This is a genomic window from Flavobacterium sp. 9AF (assembly GCF_902506265.1).
Taxonomy (GTDB): Bacteria; Bacteroidota; Bacteroidia; order Flavobacteriales; family Flavobacteriaceae; genus Flavobacterium.
Genome location: NZ_LR733556.1, coordinates 1861196 through 1887975, shown reverse-complemented (window position 1 = coordinate 1887975; position 26780 = coordinate 1861196). Strand labels below are relative to the sequence as shown.

Here is a 26780-nt window from a genome sequence, read left to right as displayed (position 1 = left end):
ATTATTTAATATGACCGTTTCGCATCAATTAATAGAAAGAATAAATACACAAAATAAGCAGGAATTAATATCTGATGGATTGATGGATGGAAAATTAGGGATGGTTTATTATTATTTCAATTTATATGAACACTCAAAAGAGGATTTCCATCTCCTTAAAATAGAAGAATATTTAGAAATCATATTTCAAAATATAGAAACTTCAAAATCTGATTTATTACTTAAATCAACTTTGGAAAATGGATTAAGTGGTTTAGGATTCATACTTCAATTATTAGTTAACGCAAATTTATTAGGAGAAGAATATAAAAAAGAAATAAACGAAATAAAATTAGTAGTATGTAATGAAGCCATACGTTTGTTAGAGCATAACAATTACGATTTTATAAACGGACCTTTCGGCATATTGTTTTTTTTAAATTTTGTTGAAGACAAAGAAAGTATTGATAAAATTTTATCAATAATAGAAGCAAAAATAAAAAAAGAGGATAATTTCTTTTTTTATAATAAGGCTGCATATATTGAAGGTATTCATATAGGTTATGCACATGGCATCTGTGCTATAATAGCAGTCTTGAACACAATTGAAAATGAAAAAGCAGATGTTATTATAACTTTTTTATTAAAGAAATTAATCAAAATTATAAAAGACAACGATTATTCATTTAATAACAAAAAGTATTATTTACCAAGAAGTATTCATAAAGAAGAAATTGTAAAAGGAGAATTAAATTTTAGACCTGTTTTAGCCTGGTCTAATAGCGATATAAATTTCTCAACTTTGATTTTTTCTTTAAAAAAGAAATTTGTGAATAAAGAACTTATTCACCTAGCTACCACAATAGCTTTAGATAGTATAGAAAGAAAAGAGATTCAGGAAACAGCTATAGAAGATTATCGATTTTTTTATGGAAGTTCAGGAGTCTTAAAAAGTTATCACTATCTCTATTTAAAAACTGGAAATTCGCAATTTAAAGAAGCTGCATTTTATTGGTATTCAAAAACTTTAGACTATTTAGAAAAAGACACCATAAAAGAGCACCCTTTAAATTTTATAAATAATTTACCTGCAACAACTCTTACACTTTTAGAGTTTGAACAACAAAAAAATAATAACTGGTCAAAAATTGTATTATTATGAGAAATGAAGAAATTAAAATAGGACTTTTGGAATTTGGGGTAAGCGATCAAAAAAATTCCATGTATGGATTAGAAGATATATTTTCTTATGCTACAGCTGCAGATGAAATAGGATTTTCTAGATTTTGGATTTCAGAACACCATAGATCAAATTCTTTACATCCATATAATAACCCAGAAATATTAATTTCACTTATTGCTGGAATGACTAATACTATTCGAGTTGGATCTGCAGGCTCTTTAATTGGTTATTATTCACCTTATTCGTTAGTTCAAAACTATAAATTGTTAAATAATATTTTTAACGATAGAATAGACTTTGGTTTGTCTAAAGGAAGACCAGAACATTCACATCTTCATAATTATTTCAACACCAATAATCCTTCTTTTGACAATAAAGATTATATGAGTAATCTAGAAGGTATATGTGATTTACTTCAAAATGAAGAAGAAAATTATAAAAAAAGAAATATTATCATTCCTCCTTATAAAGGATTGTCTCCAGCACTTTGGTATTTGTCAAACAGTTACAGATTAAGAGAAATGGCGGTAGAAAAAAAACTAAACATTTGTAAATCATTAATGCATGGCTTAGATGTTTTTGATTTTGATCCAGGTGTGGAAGAATTAAGAAAATACAGAGAAGAGTTTTTTAATACACATAATGAAATGCCAGAAGTAGCCTTAGCAATTGCAGTTACTTTTACCGATTCTCCTGAAATAGTTAAAGAAAAAGAAGCCAAAATAATCAATAGTAAAGAGGCTATTAAAACATTACCTGTTTCTGAAGAAAGCTTTTTGGAAACTCTTGAAAATCTTCAAAAAAGATATGAAGTTGATGAGTTTATCATCTATGATACAGAAAAGAATCTAGATAAAAAAATTGAGAATTTGAAGCTAATGAAAGAGCTTACATCACAAAAAATTTTAAAAGTATATTAAATGAAAAACATCAACTTATTTTCAGATAAAATAGTTAGAATTCCTTTTTTCTCATTGGATGAGTATAAAGCTATTCCAAACGAAATAAATGAGTTGGATAGGTTTATTGATGCATTATTTTATAATGAATACTTTTCTGAAGCCGTTTATTTAGCTTCACCAATATTACACAGTGAGTGGGAAAAAATAGTGAATGGAAATAAAGAAAGAGGAAAAATAAACGAAACTATTTTAAAGTATTATTTAAGAGCAATCTCAAATACGGTGCCTTTTGGCTTATTCACAACCTATTCCATTGTAAACAACCAAACTCAGGCATATTCTAAAGACTTTGAAAGATTTTCCGCTGTCGATATGGAATATCTTTTAAAACTTATACATTTCTTAAACGAAGATACTTTAGTAAAAAAATTGGTTACGTTTAGAAAAAATAATTCTATTTATAAAGTGGGTGACAAAATAAGATATATTGAACCCCAATATGTTAATGATACAATTAGCTATACTTTATCTTCTATAGAAGAGGATGAACTATTAACTTACTTATTGCATGAAGTTAAAAATGAAATCACTTTTGAAGAACTCAAACAAGAAATAAGCAATGTATTAGAAGGTGTTAATAATGAAGAAATTGAAAAATATATAGAAGAACTTATTCAATCTAGAATTTATTTATCTTCTTTAGAAATTAGTTTAAATGATTCTCAATCTATTAAGCAGATTTTAGTGTTTTATCATAAAAATAAAGAGCAAATTCAAAAGAAAGAAAATATAAATCACATTTTTCAAAAATTGATTAAGGTTGATAATTACCTCACACAACTTGATGAAAAAGTCTTTAATACTAAAGGTATTTATGAGGGAATATTTTCAGAGTTAACTCAAATTGGAATTCCTTTTGATTCTAAATATGTTATTAATTCTAATTTGAGAAAAAATAAAACGAATGTAAATTATGCCATAGGAGATGAAAAAATAGAGCAACTTATTCATAAACTTTCAAAAATTTCATACAGTCAAACTACTCCAATCGATAATTTAGAAACGTTTAAAAAAAATTTTTATGCTCGATATGAAGACCAGGAAGTTCGTTTAATGGAAGTATTAGATAATGAGTTAGGAATAGGATATTTAGCAACGCAAAAGGAAGATGTTTTTTTCTCGGATCTTTTAGATGATATTACCATTACTCCCATTAAGAATACAATTAGTCATCGCAAAATTGAGCCTGAAATAAATAACTTTTGGTTGAATTTATTTTTGAAAAATGCAAACGCAAAAGAAATAGACTTAGATCAAATCAATTTCGAAGTGTATAAAAATGAAAAATCGATACAAAAAGGCACTTTCCCTTTATCCTATAGCTATGCAAATGATAAGATATTTCTAAAATATGCAGCAGGATCAACAGCGACTAATTTGATAGGAAGATTTGGAAATAACGACCCGCAAATGCAAGAAGTTATTAAAAAAATCACCGATTTTGAGCAGCAATTAAATGAAGATAAAATTACAGCTGAGATCATTCATTTGCCATCAAATAGAACTGGAAATATATTACTTAGAAAGGTACATAGACAAGCTGAAATAAGTTTGCTTTCCAAAGCATCTGAAAAAAATATAATAATTGATCTTAATGATTTATATATAAGCATTAAGAGAAATAGGATTGTGTTACGTTCTGCGAAGTTTCAAAAAGAAGTTATTCCTTATTTAAGTTCAGCACAAAACTTTCATTATAATTCTTTACCAGCCTATCATTTTTTATGCGATTTACAAATGCAAGACCGATTTATCGATTATGGAATCAATTTTGGTGGATTTAATTTAGAGGATTTATCTTATTGTCCAAGGTTGGTTTTTGGTGATACTATAGTAGTAAGAAATGCGCATTGGGTTTTAAAAAAGGAAACCTACAAAAACAGCCATGATTTAAAAACACATCTCAACCAGTTAAACATACCACAATTTGTTTATCTCAAAGAGAATGGAGAAGAGAAAATGATAATTGATACAAGAAATCCAATAACACTTTCTATTCTTTGGGAAGAAATTAAGAAGAGAGAAACGGTTCAAATTTCTGAATGTGTTTATGATATGAAAGAAAAGAATCAGTTTGCCAATGAAACCATTGTTTTTGTACAATCACAAAAGGAGGATAATAGTGCAAAACAAGTTGAAACGTATTCTAATGAAGAAGCATCCGTAAAACGATCTTTTATTTTCGGAGATGAGTGGGTATATTTTAAAATTTATACGGGTAAAGTAACTTCAGACACCATTTTATTGCAACAAGTTCAAGAAATGGTAAATTATCTATCGAAACAAAAGATAATTGATAAGTGGTTTTTTATTCGTTATGCTGATCCAGAGTTTCATATTCGAATTCGATTCAGACTTACAGATAAAAATTATTACAGCACACTCACACAAATAATAAACGAAACATTTAACCCTCTTTTAGAAGAAAAGAAAATTTGGAAATTAGATTTATCTACTTACAATAGAGAATTAGAACGCTATCTTCCAGAAAATATTGAAAATGCTGAAACTGTTTTTACAATTGATTCCATTTTTACTTTAAAAGTGTTGTCTTATTTAAAATCTATACAAGAAAACAGGATTTGGTTATATGTTTTAAAGGCGATTGACGATTCCTTTACTGCTTTTGATGTTTCTCTTCAGGAAAGACATCAATTAACAGAAAGCTTATTTGTAAGTTTTTGGGAAGAACATGGCGAAATAAAATCAATCAAGAAAGACATCAATCTTAAATTTAGAAAATATAATGATGAGATAGATAGGTTAATGAGTACTCCATTAATAGATTTTACTGAACGAGTAAATCAATTACAAAAAATGGCTTACAAACCGATCAATAAAAATGTGTTAGCTAGTTATATTCATATGACAGTTAACCGATTTATACAATCTAATCCAAGAGCTCATGAAATGATACTCTACGGAATTTTAGAAAGATTTTATAGTAAAGAATTGGGAAAAAGAAAATACAATCAAAAATTAGAGAAAAATGAAATTTATTAGACAATATGATCAAATGGACTGTGGGCCTTCTTGCTTAGGAATGATATCTAACCATTATGGAAAAGATATTTCCTTACATTTCTTACGTGAAAGTTGTCACATAACCAAAGAAGGCGTTTCATTATTAGGAATTGATGAAGCAGCTCAAGAAATAGGGTATGAAACTTTTTCTGGAAGCTTAAGTTTTGAACAATTACAAGAGATTGAAAGTAATAATTTTCCCTGCATTTTATATTGGAATAACAACCATTATGTAGTTTTAAGAGGCGTAAACAAAAAAGGATTGTTTACAAAACAAACAAAATGGAAAATTGCTGATCCCGCACATGGATTTATAGAACTTAATGATGAAAAATTTAAAAAATCTTGGCTAGGAGACAATACAACAGGTGTAGCTCTTTTCTTAAAACCACAGGATAAATTTTACGAAACAGAATTTAAAAAACCTCAAAAAATCTCTTTAAGTTATTTTTTAAACTATTTTAAGTCGCATAAAAAGAGATTAATTTACGTAGTTTTATTAATGCTTTTGGGAAGTTCAATTAATATGATTTTTCCTTTTTTAACCCAATTTCTTATAGATAAAGGAATCACCAATAAGGATATAGATTATATACAATTAATTTTATTTTCTCAGTTAAGTTTATATGTTGGAGCCATAATAATTGAAATTTTTAGGAACTGGTCACTTCTCATTGTCGGAACAAAAATTAGTATTCAAATTATATCCGATTTTTTATATAAAATTTTGGAATTGCCCTTGGGGTTTTTCGATTCTAAATTAATAGGTGATTTTAAACAAAGAATTCAGGATAATGATAGAATTGAATATTTTCTTACTTCCCATTCTATTACTACTTTTTTCTCCACAATTACTTTTACCGTTTTCTTTGTAGTATTAGCCTATTATAATTTAAAAGTATTGCTGATTTATAGTGCTTTAACTCTTTTATCTATTGGTTGGTCCTATTACTTTTTAAAGAAAAGGAAGATTTTAGATTACCATAAGTTTATAGAAAATAGTAACAATCAAGAAACTATATATGAAATATTGAATGGTGTTTCAGAAATGAAATTAAATAATTTCGAAGAATATAAATGCAATCAATGGAAAGAAGTTCAAAATAAGCTATTTAAAATTAATCTTAAAATTTTAAGATTAGATCAAATTCAAACTTCGGGTTTTAATTTTATAAATCATATAAAAAATATTTGTGTTTCTTTTTACACTGCATTATTAGTTGTACAAGGAGATATGTCATTGGGTGTTTTATTGAGTGTTTCCTATATTATTGGAATGATGAATTCACCTGTAGATCAATTGATTCTTTTTTTACGTTCCTTGCAAGAAGCAAAATTGAGTTTAGCTCGATTAAATGAAGTGCAAAATGAATCTTCAGAAGAAAGAGAAAATTATGAAGCATTAGGTTTAAAAACTGCAAATATAAATTCGGGCATTAAATTGAGTAATATTTCATTTCAATATGAAGGACCAAGATCTCCTTTTGTTCTAAAAAATATTGATATGTACATTCCTGATGGAAAAATAACCGCGATTGTAGGTGCGAGTGGAAGTGGTAAAACAACGTTAATGAAACTCTTATTACGATTTTATAATTCGGTAGGTGGGCATATTAGTTTTAATGGTCAGAATATTTTAAATATTTCACCTAAAAGTATCAGGAAAAATTGTGGCGTAGTAATGCAAGATGGCTTTATTTTTTCAGATACCATTAAAAGAAATATTGCTACTTCTGATGAAGAAATAGATTATGATCGATTAAAATTGGCCGCAAAAGTAGCTAATGTAGATGAATATATAGAATCTTTGCCTTTACAATATGATACAAAAGTAGGTGCAGCCGGAAGTGGTTTATCTGGAGGACAAAAGCAACGAATTCTAATTGCAAGAGCTGTATATAAAAACCCTCATTATGTCTTTTTTGATGAAGCGACTTCAGCATTAGATGCTGAAAATGAAAAAATTATTCATAATAATCTATTTGATTTTTTCAAAGGAAAAACGGTAGTGATTATCGCACATAGATTGAGTACTGTAAGACATGCCGATCAAATTGTAGTATTAAATAAAGGGGAAATAAGTGAAGTAGGTAGTCATGCCCAACTTGTAGAAAAAAAAGGAGATTATTTTAGTTTAGTTAAAAACCAATTAGAATTAGGAAGTTAAAATATGAATACAATAAAAAAAAGCACAATAAATACGATTAAAGATATTGAACAAGTAATCGAGCAAAATCATTCTATTTTTACTTCTATGGGCGTAACTAATGGATTAGCAGGAGTTTCTTTGTTTTATTTTTATGAAAACAAAATAAATTTGTGTTTGGCATATTTAGAAAAGGCAATCGAAGGATTGAATGAATCTTATAAAGGGAGTTACATAATAGAAGATATCATAAGTATTGGCAAATTACTCAATTTTTATAAAGAAAAAGGTATTTTAAATGCATCAGATATCGAATTTTATTTTGAAAATTACGATTCAATTATCGAAGATTTTTTAGTGGATAGTTTAAAAGAAGACAATTTAAGTCCAATTTCTGGCACATTAAAATATGTCAATTATTTTATAAATAGAATGAAGCATTCCAACAAAGATTATCAATGTCTTTTTTCAGATGTTTTAGACAAGATTGAAGAGTTATCGCAAAAAGATGAGGTTTCCCAAGGAATATTTTGGACGTCAAACATAGAGCGTCAAGGAAGAAAGGTAATAGAATTAGGCATCAAACATGGGGTAATGGGAATAACAGATAGCTTAATAAGTTTCTACGAAATTGGTTTTGAAAAAGATAGGGTAAAAAGACTGATTGAAAAAGCGTTAATGTTTATCACCGATCAAAAATTGACAAATGAAATGTTTTTATTCCCTTTTTCTACAAATAGCGATACAGACAATAGTTTTTCATCATTTAATATTTTATATGGAGATTTAGGAATTGCTTATGGATTTTATAGAGCAGGAAAAATTTGTGCAATTAAAGAATATGAAAATTTAGCTATTGAAATTTTAAGCCATGCGAGCCATATTAGAGATGATAAACAGCAATTAGTTTCCGATGCTAATTTATTTTATGGAAGTTTAGGTATTGCATCTTTTATGCAGTTGTTTCAGAAAAAAGCCAATTTAACTTTTTTAGAGGAAACAATAGCCTATTGGTATAAACAAACAGAAAACTATAGAACTGAAAATCCAAAATGGGCAGGTTTTGATACTACTTTCAATAAGTTTGATGTAAATGCTCAATTATCATTTTCTCACGGAATAGTAGGCATAGGAATAGCACTTTTAAATTTTGATAAAAATTTAGATTTCGAATTTTTATCTTTTATTGATTATGAGTTGTAATAATTGATAGAAAAGAAGCTATTTAAAAAGTATTATTTTTGTCATTCCGAATTTATTTCGGAATCTAAAAAAATGGCGATAAATATTTTAAAGAAACTGAAACAAGTTCAGCTTGACAAGATTATGCTTTTTAAATAGCTTTTTTGTTTTATATATAAAGTGTTTACTTAACTTATCAAAGCACCATTTAAAACACCTTCAGCATCAGGATTTACAAAAACTAATTTCCCTTCTGCATTATTAGTCATTAAAATCATACCTGCACTTTCTACGCCTCGTAATGCTCTTGGCGCTAAGTTGGCTAAAACAGTTACTCTTTTACCCACAACCTCTTCTGGAGTAAAATGTTCTGCAATTCCAGACACAATCGTTCTTACATCAATACCTGTATCTACTTTTAAAATTAATAATTTATTCGCTTTAGGCATTTTTTCTGCATCAATAATTGTTCCTACTCGAATATCGAGTTTTGTAAAATCATCAAATGTAACCACTTCTTTTTGTGGCTCTGCTTTAGCATTCGCTATTTGATTCGCTTTTTTTGAAGCTTCTAATTTGTCCAACTGTTTTTGTATTTCTGTATCTTCAATTTGAGCAAATAAAATTTCGGCTTGACCAATGGTATGCCCATCAGGAAGTAAATCTGTTTTTTTACTAATGGTATTCCAATTAATATCTAACGTACTTGTATTCAGAATTGTTTTTAATTTATTAGATGTAAAAGGCAAGAAAGGTTCACATAAGGTTTGCAAAGCAGTAGCAATTTGTAATGCTACATACATTTGTGTTTTCACTCTTTCAGGATTTTCTTTTACCATTTTCCAAGGTTCTTCGTCCGCTAAATATTTATTCCCTAAACGCGCTGCATTCATAACCTCACCTAAAGCTTCTCTAAAACGAAAACGTTCAATAGAACTAGCAATCACTGCCGGATAGGCTTTTAATTCTGTCAATGTTTGTTCATCTACTTCAGTAAATTCATTTGGAGTCGGAACTATGCCATCATAATATTTATTGGTTAACACCACCACACGATTGATGAAGTTGCCAAAAATTGCCGCTAATTCGTTATTGTTTCTCGCTTGAAAATTTTTCCAAGTAAAATCATTATCTTGACTTTCTGGAGCATTAGCAGTTAATGCATAACGCAATACATCTTGTTTGTCTGGAAAATCTTGTAAATATTCATGCAACCAAACCGCCCAGTTTTTTGAAGTTGACAATTTGTTTCCTTCTAAATTTAAGAACTCATTGGCCGGAACATTATCTGGTAAAATATAGCTTCCTTCCGCTTTAAGCATTACTGGGAAAATAATACAATGAAAAACGATGTTGTCTTTTCCTATAAAATGAACGAGTTTAGTTTCCTTATCTTTCCAATATGGTTCCCAATCTTTACCTTCTCTTGCAGCCCATTCTTTGGTTGCAGAAATATAACCGATAGGCGCATCAAACCAAACGTATAGTTTTTTTCCTTCAGCTCCTTCTACAGGAACATCTATTCCCCAATCTAAATCTCGAGTTACGGCTCTTGGTTCTAAACCACCATCAACCCAAGATTTTACTTGACCGTATACATTTGGTTTCCAATCGTTTTTATGACCTTCTAAAACCCATTCTCTTAAAAACACATCATATTCATTTAAAGGTAAAAACCAATGCTTTGTAGATTTTAAAATGGGAGTTTCACCTGTAATGGTCGATTTAGGATTAATTAAATCGGTAGCATTTAATGAAGAACCACAACGTTCACATTGGTCTCCATAAGCTTCTGGGTTTTCACATTTCGGACAAGTTCCTGTTACAAAACGATCGGCTAAAAACTGATCTGCTTTAGCATCATATAATTGTTCGGTAGTTTGTTCGATAAACTTCCCTTCTTGATATAATTTTTTAAAAAAATCCTGAGCCGTGTCATGATGAATTGGTGCTGAGGTTCTAGAATAGTTGTCAAAAGTAATTCCAAAATCAATAAATGACTGTCGAATAATACCATCATATTTATCAATTACCTCTTGGGGTGTAATTCCTTCTTTCTTTGCTTTCATTGATATTGCGACACCATGTTCATCGCTTCCACAAACAAAAACGACATCTTTTCCTTGCAAACGTAAATATCTAGCATAAATATCACTGGGCACATACACACCTGCTAAGTGACCAATATGTATAGGACCATTAGTATAAGGTAATGCAGCAGTTATGGTATATCTCTTCGGATTTTCTAACATAATATGATAAATTTTAAATTCTGAATAAAGATTCAGAAAAACATGCAAAAATAATCCTTTAGGAATGATTTGACGAATTTTTGTGTGTTATTTTATGTATTTTTGAAGTAAACTTTTACAAAATATGAAGTTTTACAGTTGCATTATATTAATATTAATCATTTTAAACACTTATTCTCAAGAAAAAATGAAAATTCCACCTTATTTAAAGCAAGGCGATACCGTTGCCATTGTGTGTACTGCTAGAAAATTTATGCCAGAGGAAGCGAAACCAGCCATTGAACTTTTAGAATCTTGGGGATTAAAAGTAAAATTAGGTAGAACTATAGGTTTAGATAGTTGTCAGTTAGGAGGGACTGATGTCGAGCGTGCTGCTGATTTGCAAAAAATGATGGATGATGACAATATTAAGGCAATATGGTGTGCAAGAGGTGGATATGGTACCGTTCGAATCATCGATTTGTTAGATTTTTCTAAGTTTTCGGAGAAACCAAAATGGATTATGGGTTTTAGCGATGTTACGGTTTTGCATAGTCATTTAAATACATTAGGAATAGCTACCTTGCATTCTATTATGCCTTTTACGGTTCCAAATGCTCCAGAAAATGTAAAACAAACATTGAAAGATGCTTTATTTGGTAAAAAAATTGAATATATAATTCCTTCCAAATCGTATGATGTTAAAGCAAAGGCTAAAGGAGAGCTGGTCGGAGGAAATATTTCCATATTATATAGTTTGCTAGGTTCTGTTTCTTCAATTTGTACCGAGGGAAAGATTCTTTTTATTGAGGATTTGGACGAATATCTATATCATGTGGATCGTATGATGTATAATTTGAAACGTAATGGTTATTTTGAAAAGGCTAAAGGAATCATTGTAGGTAGTATGAGAGACATGCACGATAATGAAATCCCTTTTGGACAAAATGAGGTGCAAATCATTACAGCGATAGCAAAAGAATATCAAATTCCAATCGCTTTTGAATTTTGTGCAGGTCATCAAAAAGATAATCGTACCTTAATTTTAGGAAGCCAAGTTGAATTTGAAGTCAACGAAAATGAAATCAAATTGAAATTTAATAATTAATTTATAATTTTTTTATTTTTTGGGATTTGGAATTTATTTTTTGGAATTTTTAACATGGCAGAACACAACGAATTAGGTAAATTAGGTGAAGAAAAAGCTGTAGCATTTTTGGAAGCCAATGGATATGAAATTTTAGAAACCAATTGGAGATATGATAAAGCCGAAATTGATATTATTGCAAAAAAAGAGAGTATTTTAGCTGTAATTGAAGTAAAAACGAGATCTAGTTTAGATTTTGGTTTGCCTCAAGACTTTGTAAAACCAAAAAAGATTCAATTATTAGTAAAAGCAATAAATGAATATGTAATTTCTCATGATATGGATGTTACTATTCGTTTTGACATTGTTGCCATTCACAGAGAAAATTCCGAATTTGTAATAGAACACATAGAAGAAGCTTTTTATTATTTTTAAGTTATAAATATAACATTTTGTGTTTTTTATTATATTTGTAAAAAATAAGACAAATGAAAACTATTTCTTCCGTTGTAGAACAATATATTAAATCTAAACCATTCTTATTAAATTCCTTGTCTCAAGGGATTATTAATCTTACTTCATTATCTAGAATAATGATGCCCTATTTAGAAAAGGAATTAGGAAAAGATGTGAAACAAGGAGCGGTTGTTATGTCTTTAAAAAGACTTTCTGAAGAATTGGATTTTAAAATTAATCATAAAATTTCTCGCGTTTTAAAAAATACGGGTGAAATTACAGTTCGTTCTTCTTTAACTGATTATGCATTTACAATTTCGGAGACTTTATTAGACAATCAAGCTAAGTTATTATCAGAAATTAATAAAGAATCGGATGTTTTTTATACTTCTTCTAGAGGGGTAAATGAATCCAATATAATCATTAGTACGTCTGCTGCTTATTTAGTTGCAGATTTATTAAAAACAGAGAAGATCACTCATAAAATAGAAAATTTATCTTCAATTACAGTTAAGTTACCTCAAGAAAATGTATCAGTACCCGGAGTGTATTACTATATTTTTCAAAGATTAGCTTGGGAAGGTATTATTATACATGAGGTTATTTCTACTACTAATGAATTTACCATAATCGTTAGTGATAATCAAATAGATATTGCATTTAAAGCGATAAAAGAGCTAAAAAGTATTCAAGATTAAGGTAAAAAAGGCTAGGTTTTTTTTTACATCAAAAAAAGAAGTGTATTTTTACCATTCTTTATACTAAAAAGAGAAAAATACAGTTAAAGAAATAAAGCTTTTTTATCTTGAAAAAAAATATACTTAAATATACGCTTATAATTGGTTTTCTTTTTTTTCTTATAGCCTGTTCCGTTAAGAAAGACAAGTTTATCAATAGAAATTTTCATGCTGTTACCACAGAATATAATATTTTATATAATGGTAATTTGGCTTTAGATGCAGGTAAAGCAGAATTAGTTACTACATATAAAGACAATTTTTGGGAAATTTTACCAATAGAAAGGATGCCAGTTCAAGAAGAAGATATGATGCCTGGTGATAAAAAAAATCCAAATTTTGAAAGAGCTGAAGAAAAAGCGGTAAAAGCAATCCAAAAGCATTCCATGAATATTAAAGGTAAAGAAAAAAACCCACAAATGGATGAAGCTTACCTTTTACTTGGAAAAGCCAGATACTATGATAACAGATTTTTACCTTCATTAGAAGCTTTTAATTATATTCTTTACAAATACCCTACAAGCGATAAAATTTATCATGCTAAAGTATGGAGAGAAAAAGTGAATATTAGACTTGAAAATGAAGAAACTGCAATAAAAAATCTAAAAAAATTATTAGAAGAAGAGAAGATTGATGGTCAAGATATAGCAGATGCTAACGCCATGTTAACAGAAGCATATATGAATATTGGTGCCAAAGATAGTGCGATAGCAACTATAAAGATCGCTAAAAGTGAGACTAAAAATAAAGAAGAAAAAGCTAGATATAGTTTTATTTTAGGTCAACTTTATGAATCAATGGAATATAATGACAGTGCTTATACTGCTTTTCAAGAAGTAATCGATATGAATAGAAAAGCACCTAGAAGATACGTTATTCAAGCTCATGCAAAACAGGCCATGCAATTTGATTACAAAAATGGAGACACTTTATTGTTTACAGAAAAATTTAATAAGTTAATTGAAGATAGAGAGAATAGACCCTTCTTGGATGTTTTGTATCATCAGATGGGTATATTTTATGATAAACAAGAAATAGATTCAACGGCAAAAAAATGGTATAATAAATCATTGAGAGCAGTTACACAAGACAGGTATTTAGCTGCTTCAAATTATAGGAATATCGGAGAAATTTATTTTAAAAAAGCCGAATATAAAACAGCAGGACAATACTACGATAGTACTTTGATTCAAATGGATAATAGAACTAAAGAATATCGAAAAATTAAGAAAAAAAGAGATAACTTAGAAGATGTTATAAAGTATGAAACCATTGCTCATGATAATGATAGTATTTTATCTTTAGTGCATATGGGTGAACTTGAAAGAAAAAAATTCTTCGAAGAACATATTAAAAAAATTAAAATTGCGGATTCCATTCAAGCTAAAATTGAATCAGAAAAAGCAGAGAAAGAGGCTATTAAACAAGAAAATTTAGCTAAAACTAAAATTCAAAATAGTTTACCTAATAATTTTAGCAATTTGCCTCCGGGAAATCTTCCTCCATCTGCAATAGATGAACAACAAAGCACTTTTTATTTTTATAATCCAGTTACCGTAGCTTATGGGAAAAAAGATTTTCAAAACAAATGGGGAAATAGAAAACTGAAAGACAATTGGAAATTATCTGAGGCTAAAAACAGCACTTCTTTTATTGATGATGAGGACAATCAAGATAATGAAAATATAGCTAAAAAAGATTCCATAAATGCTATTAATGCAAAGCCTGAATATGATGTTTCTTTTTATTTGTCAAAATTACCAACTAGAAAGACTGAAATAGATACACTAGTAAAGGATAGAAATTATGCCTATTATCAACTGGGACTTATTTATAAGGAAAAATTTAAAGAATATGAATTAGCAGCTAAAAGATTAGAGCAATTGCTAAAGAATAATCCCGAAGAAAGATTAGTACTTCCAGCAAAATATAATTTATTTAAAATATATGAAATATTAGATAGAAATAAAGCAGAAATCTATAAAAATCAGATCATTACAGAATATCCAGATAGTAGATACGCACAAATTCTATTAAATCCATCGCTAAATGTAGATGATGATGAATCTAGACCAGAAGTGGTTTTCAATAAATTGTATAAAAGATATGCTCAAAATGAACTTAGAGAAGTTTATATTGAGGTGCAAGAAAAAATGGATCAATATGTTGGAGAAGAGTCTTTGCCTAAATTTGAAATGTTAAAAGCCAATGTGGTTGGAAGGTTAAAAGGAGTAGAAGAATATAAAAAAATATTAAATTATGTAGCTTTAACTTATCCTAATACTGAAGAAGGAAAAGAAGCAGAAGGCTTGCTTTCAAAACATATTCCAAGTTTAGAAGCGATGGATTTTGCTACTTCTGAAACAAGTACATGGAAATTAGTTTTTCCAAAAAAGTTTCCTGAAGAAACTGAAAGCAAACAAAAGCTCTTTGATAAACTAAAGAAATATTTAGAAGACAGAAGAAATGATGATTTAAAATTATCAAATGACATCTATACTTTAGAAGAAGATTTTGTTGTAATACATGGTTTTATAACTGAGGAAGTAGCACGAGCAACCTTAAGCGTGTTACAAGAATATAAAGAATATAAAATTAAAGATAATGTTTACATTATTTCTTCGGATGACTATAAAATTATACAAATAAAGAAGAAATTGCAAGAATGGATTAAATAAAACAAATACATAACCCCCAAACTCTACGAACTATGTTTGAAAAAAATAAAACACCAGAGAGCAACCCTTTAGGTAAAACCAATAGAATAGTACAAGGAACAATCATAAAAGGTGATATTGAAACAAAAGAAGATTTTAGATTAGATGGTATTTTAATCGGGAACTATACATCTAGTGGAAAATTAGTTATTGGTCCAACAGGAGAAGTTCAAGGTGATATTAAATGTAGAAATGTTGATGTTGAAGGTAAATATACTGGTAAATTAGAAGTAGACGAATTATTAACAGTAAAATCAACAGCAAAAATAAAAGGTGAAGTAATAGTAGGAAGATTATCAGTAGAATCTGGAGCTGCTTTTGAAGCTACTTGTACAATGAAATCGCAACAAAAAGTAACGAATGAAATACCTAAAGCTGAAAAAAAATAGTGTAATTCTATATGAATAATTATATTTTAATCCCTTTTGAATGAGGGATTTTTCTTTTTATATAGAAAATTAATAAAAACTTAATTTTTCTCAATTTTTTATAAAAATACAGTTAAAATTTAATTTTTCCTTTTTTTAACTCTATTTTTAATACTACTAATTAAAAAAATTAACATTAAAAAAACATAAATATAACTTGTAGAATATAAATATAACAGTTAGATGTTATTTTGTTAAAAAAAGCAATTTTTTTTTAACTTTTTTTATAAATAATCTTTGCGCTCTTTAAAAATGGGTTATATGAAAAAAGGTTATTGCTATTTACTACTTTTAATTTTTATCTCTATTCAAGGTTTCTCACAAACAAAATTTAAAGGAATCGTTAAAGATGATAGAGAAAAACTCACCTTATTTGGTGCATTAGTTTCAATTACTGCAGAAGGTACTACAACCGTAGAACAAGCTACAGTAGATTTCGATGGAACATTCTTATTAACAACAACAAAAACTTTTGGAACTGTAGAAATTTCTATGAATGGTTTTGTTACCAAATCTATTCCATTTTATGGAAAAGGAAATGAGTCAACGGTAGATTTAGGGGTTATTTTCTTAGAGGAAAATTCGGTATCTGAAAGAGATATTGTCGTTACTACTTCAAGTATCGACGTTATCAAAGATAGAAAGACACCTATTGCCTCTTCTACAATGAGAAATTATGAAATGCGTGAAAAAATTTCTAACAAAGATTTTATTGAATTGACAAACCAAATGCCAGGTGTTTATACTTCTAGAGTGGGTGGTGGTTTTGGCGATACAAGAATGAATGTGAGAGGTTTTGAACAAAACAATATTTCTCCAATGATTGATGGTATTCCAGTTTATGATTTAGAAGCAGGAATTGTAGATTGGGCTAATATTGCTTCAATGAATGATGTAGCTTCTTCTATCCAGTTACAAAGAGGATTAGGAGCATCTAAATTAGTAAACTCATCTGTTGCAGGTACTTTTAACATGATTTTGAGAGATGCTAATTATGATAAAGGTGGATTTTTGTATAATGCAACAGGAAATGACGGCTATAGAAAATTTGTTGGGTCTTATGCTACTGGATTATTAAAAAGTGGATTTTCAGCTAACGTTTTATTCAGTTCAACTTCTGGAGATGGATATATCAATTCTACAAATTTTGAAGCTTATTCTTATTATTTAGCTTTAGGCTATAAAAAAGGAAAACATGATTTCCAATTTAAAACTTTTGGATCTCCTCAATGGCATAATCAAAGAATTTCTAACATTTCTTTAGCTACTTATGCAAGAAGAGGAAACGGAAGCGGTGAACCAAACTACAAATACAACCGTGATTGGGGATATTTAGATAACGAACAATACGCAACGAAAGTAAATTTTGGTCACAAACCTTTAGGAATTTTCCAATGGGACATCAATTTTACAGATAAAACTCAGTTATCTACAAAATTATACGGTTCTAAAGGGACAAGTGGTAATACTAACTTTTCAGGAGGAATTTTAGGATTAGGATGGTCAGATTTTGTTGATGGAAACGGGCAAGTAGATTTAAATACGATTTATAGTTTTAATTCAGGACAACCTACCAGCATACCTTATTATGGTGTAAGAACACGAAATGAAAACTATAATGGACAATTTATAAACTCTATTTGGGATGGTGATTTAGGAGGAGGTTTTGTAAGTAGAACTTCTGGAATAAGCTTACTTTCAGAAGTAACTAATCAAACCTTTTATGGAGGAATTTTAAATTTAAGCACACAATTAACAAATAATTTAAAATTGAACTATGGTTTAGATACTCGTAAAACTATATATAACAAAACACGAATTGTAAACGATTTGTTTGGTGGAGATGCTTATGCGACAGATTATATTGATGCTCCAAATAATCCAGCGGGTATTTGGTATGCAATTAACACAAACAATACTTCTTTACCAGAACCATTATTTGATTTCACCAAGAAAAACTTAGGAGCTAATCCTGTTGATTATAAATATGATGCTAAAATAGCGTACTTAGGTTCCTATGCACAAATAGAATATGATATTTGGAAGTTTAACCTTTTGGCGCAAGGAGGATTCAATAGACAATTTATTCAAAGAGTCGATTATACTTTAGCTAATTATGCTGAATCTAATCTTGGATCAGGGAATTACGATATCGACAATAACACAAGTGAATCAACAAGTGAAATACCAATGGATGGATATAATGCAAAGTTTGGAATCAACTTTAATATCACATCTAAACATAATATTTGGGCAAATGCAGGATTTGTTTCTCGTCCTCCAGTTTTTGTAACAGTATTTAGTGGATTAAATAATGAAATCAACCCGAATTATAGAAATGAAAAATTCAAATCTATAGAAGTGGGATACGGATTCAGATCAAGAAATTTAAGTGTAAATATAAGTGCTTATTCTTCAGATCATAAAGATGCGGAAACACCCTATTACACTCCAGAACTTGGTAACTGGGGAACAACTTCTGGCATCAACAGAATCAATAGAGGTATCGAATTAGATCTTACAGCTGCACCAGTACGAAGGTTAATCTTAAATGGAACCCTATCATTAGGAGATTGGTATTATAGTTCAAATGCTATTTTCCAAGATTTATCACTTAATACAAGTGGACAGTTAAACGAACCTTCTATTTTGTTAATTGAAAATCAAAAAATCGGAGGTGCTCCTCAACTTATGACTTCTATAGGCGTTGATTATGAGTTTTTCAAAAACTTCAGATTTGGTTCTAACTTAAAATATGCAGACAAAATGTATTCTTCTCCAGCTTTAGAAAAATATGACCCAATTTACTATGGTGAAACATTTGCTTTTAAATCTCCTGTAAGACTACCAAGTTTCTCTGTAGTAGATGCCTTTGCTTCGTATAGATTTAGAATTAACGTAACTAATTTTGTGGATTTACGTTTAAATATTGATAATGTATTTAATAGAAAATATATTTCCGAATCCAATACAAGTTATCAAGCAGACAGCATTGATCCTTCAACATATGATTCAAATGCTGCTAGTAACCCTACATTTAACGATAATGGAAATATTTATAAAGGAATTGCAAATGCTAACAATGCTTTCTTTGGTTTAGGAAGAACTTGGAACTTTACGGTTCGATATGAATTTTAAATAAAAAGATGAATTAGTTTTAAAAGGGGTTGTATTTTGCAACCTCTTTTTTATTTTATTATTATACAAAAGCTTGACTACTAAAAGTAGTCAAGCTTTTGTATAAAATGAATGAATAAAAGATGTATTTTTGTGTGATTTTAAAACAAATATATATGAAACAAACAGTTTTCTATTGGCTGCTTTTTATTTCTTACTTAGGATTTGGTCAAAACTATGCAAATAGCATCTCTTTTAGTTATGACAATGCTGGAAATCAAATAAAAAGAGAATTAAGTTTTTCTATTCCTAGGCCAATGGTAGTAGAGGAAGAGCCCTTATCTAAAACCATTTCAGAAATTAAAGAGGAGGAATTATTAAAATTTTTTCCAGAAGACATTATTTCTTATTATCCAAATCCAGTTCAAGAAGAATTGTTTCTAAAATGGGAATTGATTGATAACAATCAAGTAACAAAGATTGAAGTTTATTCTTTTACAGGACAACAGATGAAAGCAATCTCTAATTTAGAAAAGGAGACTACTACAACCATTTCATTTCAAGAATATCCTTCAGGAACTTATACTATTTTACTGTTTTATTCTAAAGGAGAATCGCAATCAATTACTATTATCAAACCATAACACATGAGGAAGTTTTTACTATTTGCTCTTTTACTTATTTATATAGGTTCTTATTCACAAACAAATAATTATCACGATACTCAAGGTAAATTTGAAGTTTCAGAAAATGGTCAAGCCATTTACACCTTACCCATTGCACTACCTGCGAGTATACAAGATGTGGGGCCTACAATTAATTTAATTTATGCCAGCGGACAGTTGGGAGGAATTGCAGGACAAGGATGGAGTATTAACTCCATTTCAGCTATTAGTAGAATTTCAACCCGAAAAGACCTAGATGGGTATGTTGACGGAGTGGATTTTGATGCCAATGATAAGTTGGCCTTAGACGGACAAAGATTGCAATTGGTTTCTGGAAATTATTGGGAAGACGGTTCTGTTTACAAAACAGAGGTGTTATCCAATTCCAAAATAGAATTGTTTGGTTCAGGAACATCCATTTATTTTATAGTTACAAGTCCCGACGGTTCTCGTTCGTGGTATGGAAATTATGGAGGTATGAATGCCGTAGATTTAACTGCTTTTTACATAACTCGGTTTGAAGATGTAAAAGGGAATTTTATAACGTATCATTATTCTAAGCCTTTTAATAAGGCTTTATGCGTGAGTGAAATAAAATTTAGTGCTAATGTTAACGGTTTGGTAACCCCTTTTAATAGTATACAGTTAAATTATAAATTAGCAAAAAGAGCTGAATATGCATATATAAAAGGTGTAAAACATGAAAAAGCAGAATTATTGGACAATATACAAGTTAAAACAAATGGTGTTTTATTTCGAAAATACCAATTAACCCATATAGTTGACCCACAGCTTGGATATGAAAGAGTTTCTCAAATTCAAGAGTTTAATGGAGCATTAGAGCCAGCTAATCCAGTGGTTTTTGAATACGATACAACAACAACTTCAAATCAAGGGACCGAAATAAAAACAACCTATTCAAATAATTTAAATTTTAGTGATATTCAATTGTCCGGAGATTTTGATGGGGATGGCAGATTGGATTTTATTGCAGACAATGGATTATATCGTAATTTGTTTCAAGGGAGTTCTGGACAAGCTCCTATACCCACTCATCCAATTTTTAAAAATTTTGTAGGCACAACTACACTTAATAATAAACTAAATCAATTTAATTCAATTATTAGACCTATTCCGAATTTGAATAATTTGACCTTTGAAATTAAAAATCTCATCAACAATAATATTATAACTAGTTATTCAAAATTATATAATATTGAGAATATTGTATATAGCTATTCTGATTGTGATGGTGCATTGAATGGAGATCAAAATAGTGATCATATAATTAATGTAAATAATAATTATTTTGAAGGTGACTTCAACGGTGATGGTATTTCCGAAGTTATTGTTTTACAATATCATCAAGTTGATTATTATAGTTTAGATATAGATTGTGTTAATGAAAATAATGAACAACAAAACTGTCAATGTATTTTACAAGATTCAAATATAGGAAATTATAATAATAAATTTTATTTGATTAATTTAGATCAAAACGCAAGTACTATATTAGGTTCTAAGGATTTTATTGAATTTGATGATTTCTATTTCGAAAGAAATTTAGAAAAGATATATATAAATGATTATAATGGTGATGGTAAATCAGATATGATAATCATTAATGATAATAAGACTTATAAAGTGTTTACCTTTAATCAATTAACTCAAGCTCCGTGGGTTGAAATTGAATTAATAGGGGAAGGGACACTTGAAAATTACTCTAATACTAAGCAAATTCTTTTTGGTGATTACAATGGAGATGCTAAAGTGGATATTATGTTACCTGATTCGGAAGGAGGACCAAATGATTCTCTTTGGCATATTTATTATAGTAATCCTAAGCCCTCTGGAGGTTCTTTTTTTGAAAAAGAAACGCATGATATTGTAGAATACTGGCCCACTACAGGATCGTATTACAATACACAAACGCATTTTAGTAAGTATTATGCATTAGATACCAATGGAGATGGTAAATCAGATTTAGTACGAGTTTGGTTTAATTATTATAAGCCAAGTTGGACGATTAATGACCACAATACACAATGGCAAATAACTACTTTTGCTAATAATACAGGGAATACTCAAATAAGTGGAACGAATAAATTTACAGCAGATTATGTCTCTCCTTGTGAGACTATTAGTGGACCTTTTGGAACAATACAAAATTGTAATCATGATAGTGACTCACCCGATATTGTTATTCCAGTTGTTTCAAATTATAGATTTGCTGGATTGAATAGAGATATTGCAGTAGTTCATAATCATTATAATAAAGCTTATTTTATTAAATTTAATAAGGATGTAGCTCAAGATACTCGAATTAAAAGAGTAACATCATCTGGTGGTAATGTAGTTAATGAAGTGGAATATGCAACTATGGAGCCTAGTAACTTAAATAACGAGCTAGGCAATTTAAACGAATTTTATTCTTCCTCTAATAGTGTAAATTATCCTTATTTAGAAATTAAGCGTTTACCGACAAATTATTTGGTTAGTAAAACGACTAATACGGTTGATGGGGTTACAAGATATCAGGATTTCAGATACCATGGATTACAAATGCATTTACATGGTTTAGGAAGTATTGGTTTTAAAAAGACGGCAAGAAGCGAATGGTATCAAAATGCAATAGATAAACGCATTTGGACGGTTACCGAAAACAGATACGATTGGAGAGGAGCACCTGAGAGAGTTTATACACAATTGGTAAGTAACGGATCAGCTTTTACATTTGTTACATCAGGTAATCCCATAGGAATTGTAAATAGTTCTAAAAATTCTTATCAAGGATATATTCAAAACAACAGTTATTATTTGTATTTATTAAATAAAGAAAGTACTGATTATATTACTGGAGTTACTAATAAGGTAGAATATAATTATGATTATACGTATTTATTACCGACTACAGTAACTACGAAAAATTACACAACAAATCCAAGTAGTCCAGATGCAATAAAAGTTACAACGACTGTTTTTGATAATAACCCATCAGGTACTGGAGCAAATTATCATATAGGAAGGCCATTACAAGTAAATACAACTACAACCGCTTATAATGATACTTTTTCAAGTGAAGAGAAATTTACTTATACTAATAATAAATTAACTAAAACGGAAAAGAAAGGAAATGTTTCAGTGGATAGCGATAATTTTTTAGTAGAAGATTACGAATATAATGCGGTAGGTAATTTAACGAAAAAAACAATAAGTAGTAGTGGATATTTGGCTCCAATAGCACTAAGTGCACCTAGAGTAGTAGAATATACCTATGATGCGACAGAGCGTTTTGTAAAAACAACTAAAGATATAGAAGGCTTGGTATCTACCAATGTATCCTATAACCCAATATACGGTTTAGTTACAGAAGTAAAATCACCTTATGATTTAACTAGTAAAACAGTATATGATAATTGGGGTAAAGTGATTAAAATAACAGATTATTTAAATAAAAATGTAAACATCAGTTACGCGAAACAAAGTAACGAATACACAGTTACTAAAAATGGAGATGATGGAAGTAGTAGTGTTGAAATTAGCGATGCATTAGGAAGAATTAAAAAGAAGGGTGCCAAATTAATAGATGGTACTTGGTCTTATACAAGTGTAGAATACGATAGTAAAGGAAGAAAATTTAAAGAAAGTGAACCCTATACAAGCACACCATCTTTATGGACGGTATCTTCTTATGATGATTATAATCGATTAGTGAGCACCGTAGCGCCTACAGGTTTAACAACGACTCTTACATATTCAGGCTTAACCGTTACGGGTACAGATGGTACAAAGACAACGAGTTCTACTAAAAATGCAAACGGACATGTCGTATCTTCTTCTGATAATGGAGGCGTAATTAATTTTAAATATTATGCAAATGGTAATTTAAAAGAATCCGACTATGGTGGGTCAAAAGTTCAGATGGAATATGATGAGTGGGGAAGACGTACAAAATTAATAGACCCTTCAGCAGGAACGTATGAATACAAACAAAATGTTTTAGGAGAGAGTTATTATGAAAGCACACCAAATGGTGTTACGAGAATGACCTACGATAATTTTGGTAAAATAACTGAAAAGACCATTGTAGGTACAAATACAAATTCTAAAGAAACCTTTACTTATGACCCAACTAGCAAATTAATTACCTATAGTAAATTTGAAGATTTTATAAATTCCACTTTTGACGAACATATATATACTTATGATAATTATAAACGATTAATCAAAGCTATTGAAACAAAACCGCTTGCTTATTTTGAAAGACAAACACAATATGATGCTTTTGGAAGATCAGAAAGAGAGTTTTACAATATGGTTAATCAAACCAATGGAAAGCAATCTAACAAATGGTTTAGAAACACCTATAAAAATGGTTATCATTGGCAAGTATTAGATGCTGATTCGAATCATGTTTTATGGCAAACCAATGCCGTTAATGCAAGAGGACAATTAACCAGTGCCAACTACGGGAACAATATTGGTCTAAATCTAGGATATGACCAATTTGGATATCTACAACATTCAAGACATTTTAAAGAAAATGTAACTCCATTTGAAGACGTTGTAAATTTATATACAACCTTTGAACCACAAAGAGGGAATTTGACTTCAAGAACCAATACCTTGTTTAATTGGACAGAGAATTTTCAATACGATAACTTAGACCGCTTAACACATTATACCAATGCAAAAGGAGTGCAAGTGCAACAAATCTATGAGAATGATGGCCGTATTAAACAAAATACTCTAGGTACTTACAATTATAGTAACACATCAAAAAAATATCAAAATACCTCTATAGATGTAACGGCAGAAGCAAAAGCATACTATCAAAATAGATTGGGATTATTTAATGACGATATGGAAAAACAAATGGGTTGGTTTAATTATGAGCCAAGCGTCTTTAGTTTTGATAGTACGGTATCTCATAGTGGAACAACTTCGTTTAAAATTAATAATACGACCACAGGAGAGAAAGTTGTTAATTCAGAAGATTGGGTAAAAATAGACAATCAAGTGCCTACCGAGTATACCTATTCTGCTTGGGTTAAGAGTGATGGAAGTAATCCGCAAGCTGAAATTTTCTTGTTTATGAAAACAGAAAATGAAACAGGTTATTTTACTTTAGTGGATCAAGTACAGATGGCTACTTCTACGGAATGGCTTAAAATTGAAAAGACCTTTTTAGTACCAGCTAATATCAAGAAATTAAGTATTCGTTTAGATAATAATAGTACGGGTATTTTATGGTTTGATGACATTCAAATTAGAAAAACAAGTGAAGCGACTCCTACAGAAAGGCAATTAAATATCTCCTATAACACTTGGAAGAGTCCATTTGAGATTTATGAAACAGGAGTAGATAGAATCAGTTTTACTTACAACCATGCAAATAACCGTAGTGCAATGTTTTATGGTGGCACACAAGCCGATAAAATGCAGCGTCAGTACCGTAAATATTATTCGGTAGAAGGTAGTATGGAAATTAAGCACAATACTTTTACAGATGAAGTAGAGTTTGTTACTTATGTGGGTGGTGATGGATATACCGCACCAGTAGTATATAAAACAGATGGTACTACAGGAGAATATTTATTCTTACATAGAGATTATCTAGGAAGTATTGTAGCTATTACCGATATTTCAGGAAATGTAGTCGAGAAACGTTTGTTTGATGCATGGGGAGAAGTAATAAAGGTAGTTGATGGACAAGGCGCAATTTTAACTAACTTTTCTGTATTAGATAGAGGATATACAGGTCACGAACATTTAACAAGTGTGGGACTGGTGCATATGAACGGGCGTTTGTATGATGCGAAATTACACCGTTTCTTACAACCTGATAACAACATACAAGATCCTTACAACACCCAAAACTACAATCGCTATGGATATGTATTAAACAATCCATTAAAATACAACGATCCAAGTGGAGAAATTGCAGATATACTAGTTGCAGTTATAGTAGGAGCCGTAATAAGCGCTACCAGTTATACTTTAACAGCATTATTGGCGGATGTTCCTTTTACACCAGGAGGTTTTGTAAAAGCATCCTTCATGGGAGCATTAAGTGGAGCAATTTCTTTTGGTATTGGAGAAGCTGCAGATGGGATAAAACAATTTGGCACACGATTTGTCTTTCAAACATTGGCACATGGTACTTCGCAAGGTTTTATTTCTGGTGTACAAGGAGGCGATTTCTTTCAAAGTTTTGCTGCTGGAGCCTTGAGTAGTATGGCATCTGGGTTATGGACAGGAGGTAAATTAGCAACAGAAGGTGAAAGTTGGGCAGGTCTTGGAGGTAAATTCTCGCAAAGCACAGTAGGTATTTTAACCTTTGGAACCATAAGTGGTGGTGCAGGAGCGGCATTAACAGGAGGAAACTTTTGGACAGGAGCGGCAACCGGTTTTGTGGTGAGTGGGTTGAATCATGCGATGCATAAAAATGGATTATTTCAAAAAAGTGGTAAAGAACATACATTGAAAACACTGGGGGTTAATGATAATGATACTGCTGAAATTATTATTGATAAAATTTTAGCAGGTATGAAACCTGGGGATTATATTAATGGTGACGCATTTTCTTTTATAAATCCAGATACTGGGGATTATATTAAATCAATTACAATGGTAAAAAAAGGTGTTTTTACAATTCGAACAAAAGGATTTTTTACTGGAGCAGCTTTAAAAGATAATTCTACTATATCTATTTTTAAAGCAAAAACAGGAATTTATAAAATTTCAATTAATGGATTAACTTCTTTAGGTAGAGGTAAAATCTATGAGAATATTTTTATAGATGATAATACAAGATACATGTATAATGATAAAGGTAAACTTGTTAGTAGTAAAATCAAATAATA

14 protein-coding genes are annotated in these 26780 nt (G+C 29.8%); 13 read left to right on the top strand and 1 reads right to left on the bottom strand.

Translation table 11 applies throughout. The features are described from left to right. Positions 1-10 precede the first annotated feature (10 nt). From HALO113_RS08600 to HALO113_RS08580, 5 genes are read left to right on the top strand one after another with little or no spacing between them, the layout of a single operon-like run. The gene (locus HALO113_RS08600) at positions 11-1141 is read left to right on the top strand and encodes a lanthionine synthetase LanC family protein (RefSeq protein WP_159778635.1); all 1131 of its coding nucleotides are present in this window, start codon (positions 11-13) and stop codon (positions 1139-1141) included. After that, a complete protein-coding gene (locus tag HALO113_RS08595) occupies positions 1138-2082 on the top strand; it encodes an LLM class flavin-dependent oxidoreductase (RefSeq protein ID WP_159778634.1) in 945 nt (314 codons plus the stop codon). The genes HALO113_RS08600 and HALO113_RS08595 overlap by 4 nt, the downstream gene beginning before the upstream one ends. After that, complete coding sequence (locus HALO113_RS08590) at positions 2083-5127, top strand: lantibiotic dehydratase (protein WP_159778633.1); 3045 nt, start codon at positions 2083-2085, stop codon at positions 5125-5127. It abuts the gene before it with no gap. Next, positions 5114-7315, top strand: coding sequence for a peptidase domain-containing ABC transporter (locus tag HALO113_RS08585; RefSeq protein WP_159778632.1), 2202 nt, complete (start codon positions 5114-5116; stop codon positions 7313-7315). The genes HALO113_RS08590 and HALO113_RS08585 overlap by 14 nt, the downstream gene beginning before the upstream one ends. Before the next feature lie 3 nt (positions 7316-7318). Next, entirely contained in the window at positions 7319-8497 is a 1179-nt protein-coding gene (locus HALO113_RS08580) for a lanthionine synthetase LanC family protein (RefSeq protein ID WP_159778631.1), read from the top strand. Positions 8498-8664: 167 nt separating this feature from the next. On the opposite strand, the gene metG is transcribed toward HALO113_RS08580, so the two are convergent. Beyond that, the gene (metG, locus tag HALO113_RS08575) at positions 8665-10728 is read right to left on the bottom strand and encodes a methionine--tRNA ligase (RefSeq protein ID WP_159778630.1); all 2064 of its coding nucleotides are present in this window, start codon (positions 10726-10728) and stop codon (positions 8665-8667) included. Positions 10729-10915: 187 nt separating this feature from the next. On the opposite strand from metG, the gene HALO113_RS08570 reads away from it, so the two are divergent. The 8 genes from HALO113_RS08570 (at position 10916) to HALO113_RS08535 (ending at position 26778) form a co-directional block, all read left to right on the top strand. After that, complete coding sequence (locus HALO113_RS08570; protein ID WP_201297591.1) at positions 10916-11815, top strand: LD-carboxypeptidase; 900 nt, start codon at positions 10916-10918, stop codon at positions 11813-11815. 54 nt (positions 11816-11869) lie between these two features. Then, positions 11870-12229 (top strand): YraN family protein, encoded by a 360-nt coding sequence (locus HALO113_RS08565; protein WP_159778628.1) that lies wholly within the window; start codon positions 11870-11872, stop codon positions 12227-12229. Between the two features lie 53 nt (positions 12230-12282). Then, positions 12283-12948, top strand: coding sequence for an aspartate kinase (locus HALO113_RS08560; protein ID WP_159778627.1), 666 nt, complete (start codon positions 12283-12285; stop codon positions 12946-12948). A gap of 107 nt (positions 12949-13055) precedes the next feature. Further along, positions 13056-15665 (top strand): gliding motility protein, encoded by a 2610-nt coding sequence (locus HALO113_RS08555; protein ID WP_159778626.1) that lies wholly within the window; start codon positions 13056-13058, stop codon positions 15663-15665. Positions 15666-15697: 32 nt separating this feature from the next. Then, positions 15698-16093, top strand: a complete 396-nt coding sequence (locus HALO113_RS08550) for a polymer-forming cytoskeletal protein (protein WP_159778625.1) — start codon at positions 15698-15700, stop codon at positions 16091-16093. A 300-nt stretch (positions 16094-16393) separates the two neighbouring features. Further along, positions 16394-19270 (top strand): TonB-dependent receptor, encoded by a 2877-nt coding sequence (locus tag HALO113_RS08545; protein ID WP_159778624.1) that lies wholly within the window; start codon positions 16394-16396, stop codon positions 19268-19270. Between the two features lie 155 nt (positions 19271-19425). After that, complete coding sequence (locus tag HALO113_RS08540) at positions 19426-19893, top strand: T9SS type A sorting domain-containing protein (RefSeq protein ID WP_159778623.1); 468 nt, start codon at positions 19426-19428, stop codon at positions 19891-19893. Positions 19894-19896: 3 nt separating this feature from the next. Continuing rightward, positions 19897-26778 carry an RHS repeat-associated core domain-containing protein gene (locus tag HALO113_RS08535; RefSeq protein WP_159778622.1) on the top strand — a complete coding sequence of 2294 codons (6882 nt, stop codon included), beginning with the start codon at positions 19897-19899 and terminating at the stop codon, positions 26776-26778. Positions 26779-26780: the final 2 nt, after the last annotated feature.

Bases quoted from the DNA above. Each gene is read 5' to 3' on its own strand.
- HALO113_RS08600 (WP_159778635.1), top strand. From the start codon at position 11: ATGACCGTTTCGCATCAATTAATAGAAAGAATAAATACACAAAATAAG.
- HALO113_RS08595 (WP_159778634.1), top strand. From the start codon at position 1,138: ATGAGAAATGAAGAAATTAAAATAGGACTTTTGGAATTTGGGGTAAGC.
- HALO113_RS08590 (WP_159778633.1), top strand. From the start codon at position 2,083: ATGAAAAACATCAACTTATTTTCAGATAAAATAGTTAGAATTCCTTTT.
- HALO113_RS08585 (WP_159778632.1), top strand. From the start codon at position 5,114: ATGAAATTTATTAGACAATATGATCAAATGGACTGTGGGCCTTCTTGC.
- HALO113_RS08580 (WP_159778631.1), top strand. From the start codon at position 7,319: ATGAATACAATAAAAAAAAGCACAATAAATACGATTAAAGATATTGAA.
- metG (WP_159778630.1), bottom strand. From the start codon at position 10,728: ATGTTAGAAAATCCGAAGAGATATACCATAACTGCTGCATTACCTTAT.
- HALO113_RS08570 (WP_201297591.1), top strand. From the start codon at position 10,916: ATGAAAATTCCACCTTATTTAAAGCAAGGCGATACCGTTGCCATTGTG.
- HALO113_RS08565 (WP_159778628.1), top strand. From the start codon at position 11,870: ATGGCAGAACACAACGAATTAGGTAAATTAGGTGAAGAAAAAGCTGTA.
- HALO113_RS08560 (WP_159778627.1), top strand. From the start codon at position 12,283: ATGAAAACTATTTCTTCCGTTGTAGAACAATATATTAAATCTAAACCA.
- HALO113_RS08550 (WP_159778625.1), top strand. From the start codon at position 15,698: ATGTTTGAAAAAAATAAAACACCAGAGAGCAACCCTTTAGGTAAAACC.
- HALO113_RS08545 (WP_159778624.1), top strand. From the start codon at position 16,394: ATGAAAAAAGGTTATTGCTATTTACTACTTTTAATTTTTATCTCTATT.
- HALO113_RS08540 (WP_159778623.1), top strand. From the start codon at position 19,426: ATGAAACAAACAGTTTTCTATTGGCTGCTTTTTATTTCTTACTTAGGA.
- HALO113_RS08535 (WP_159778622.1), top strand. From the start codon at position 19,897: ATGAGGAAGTTTTTACTATTTGCTCTTTTACTTATTTATATAGGTTCT.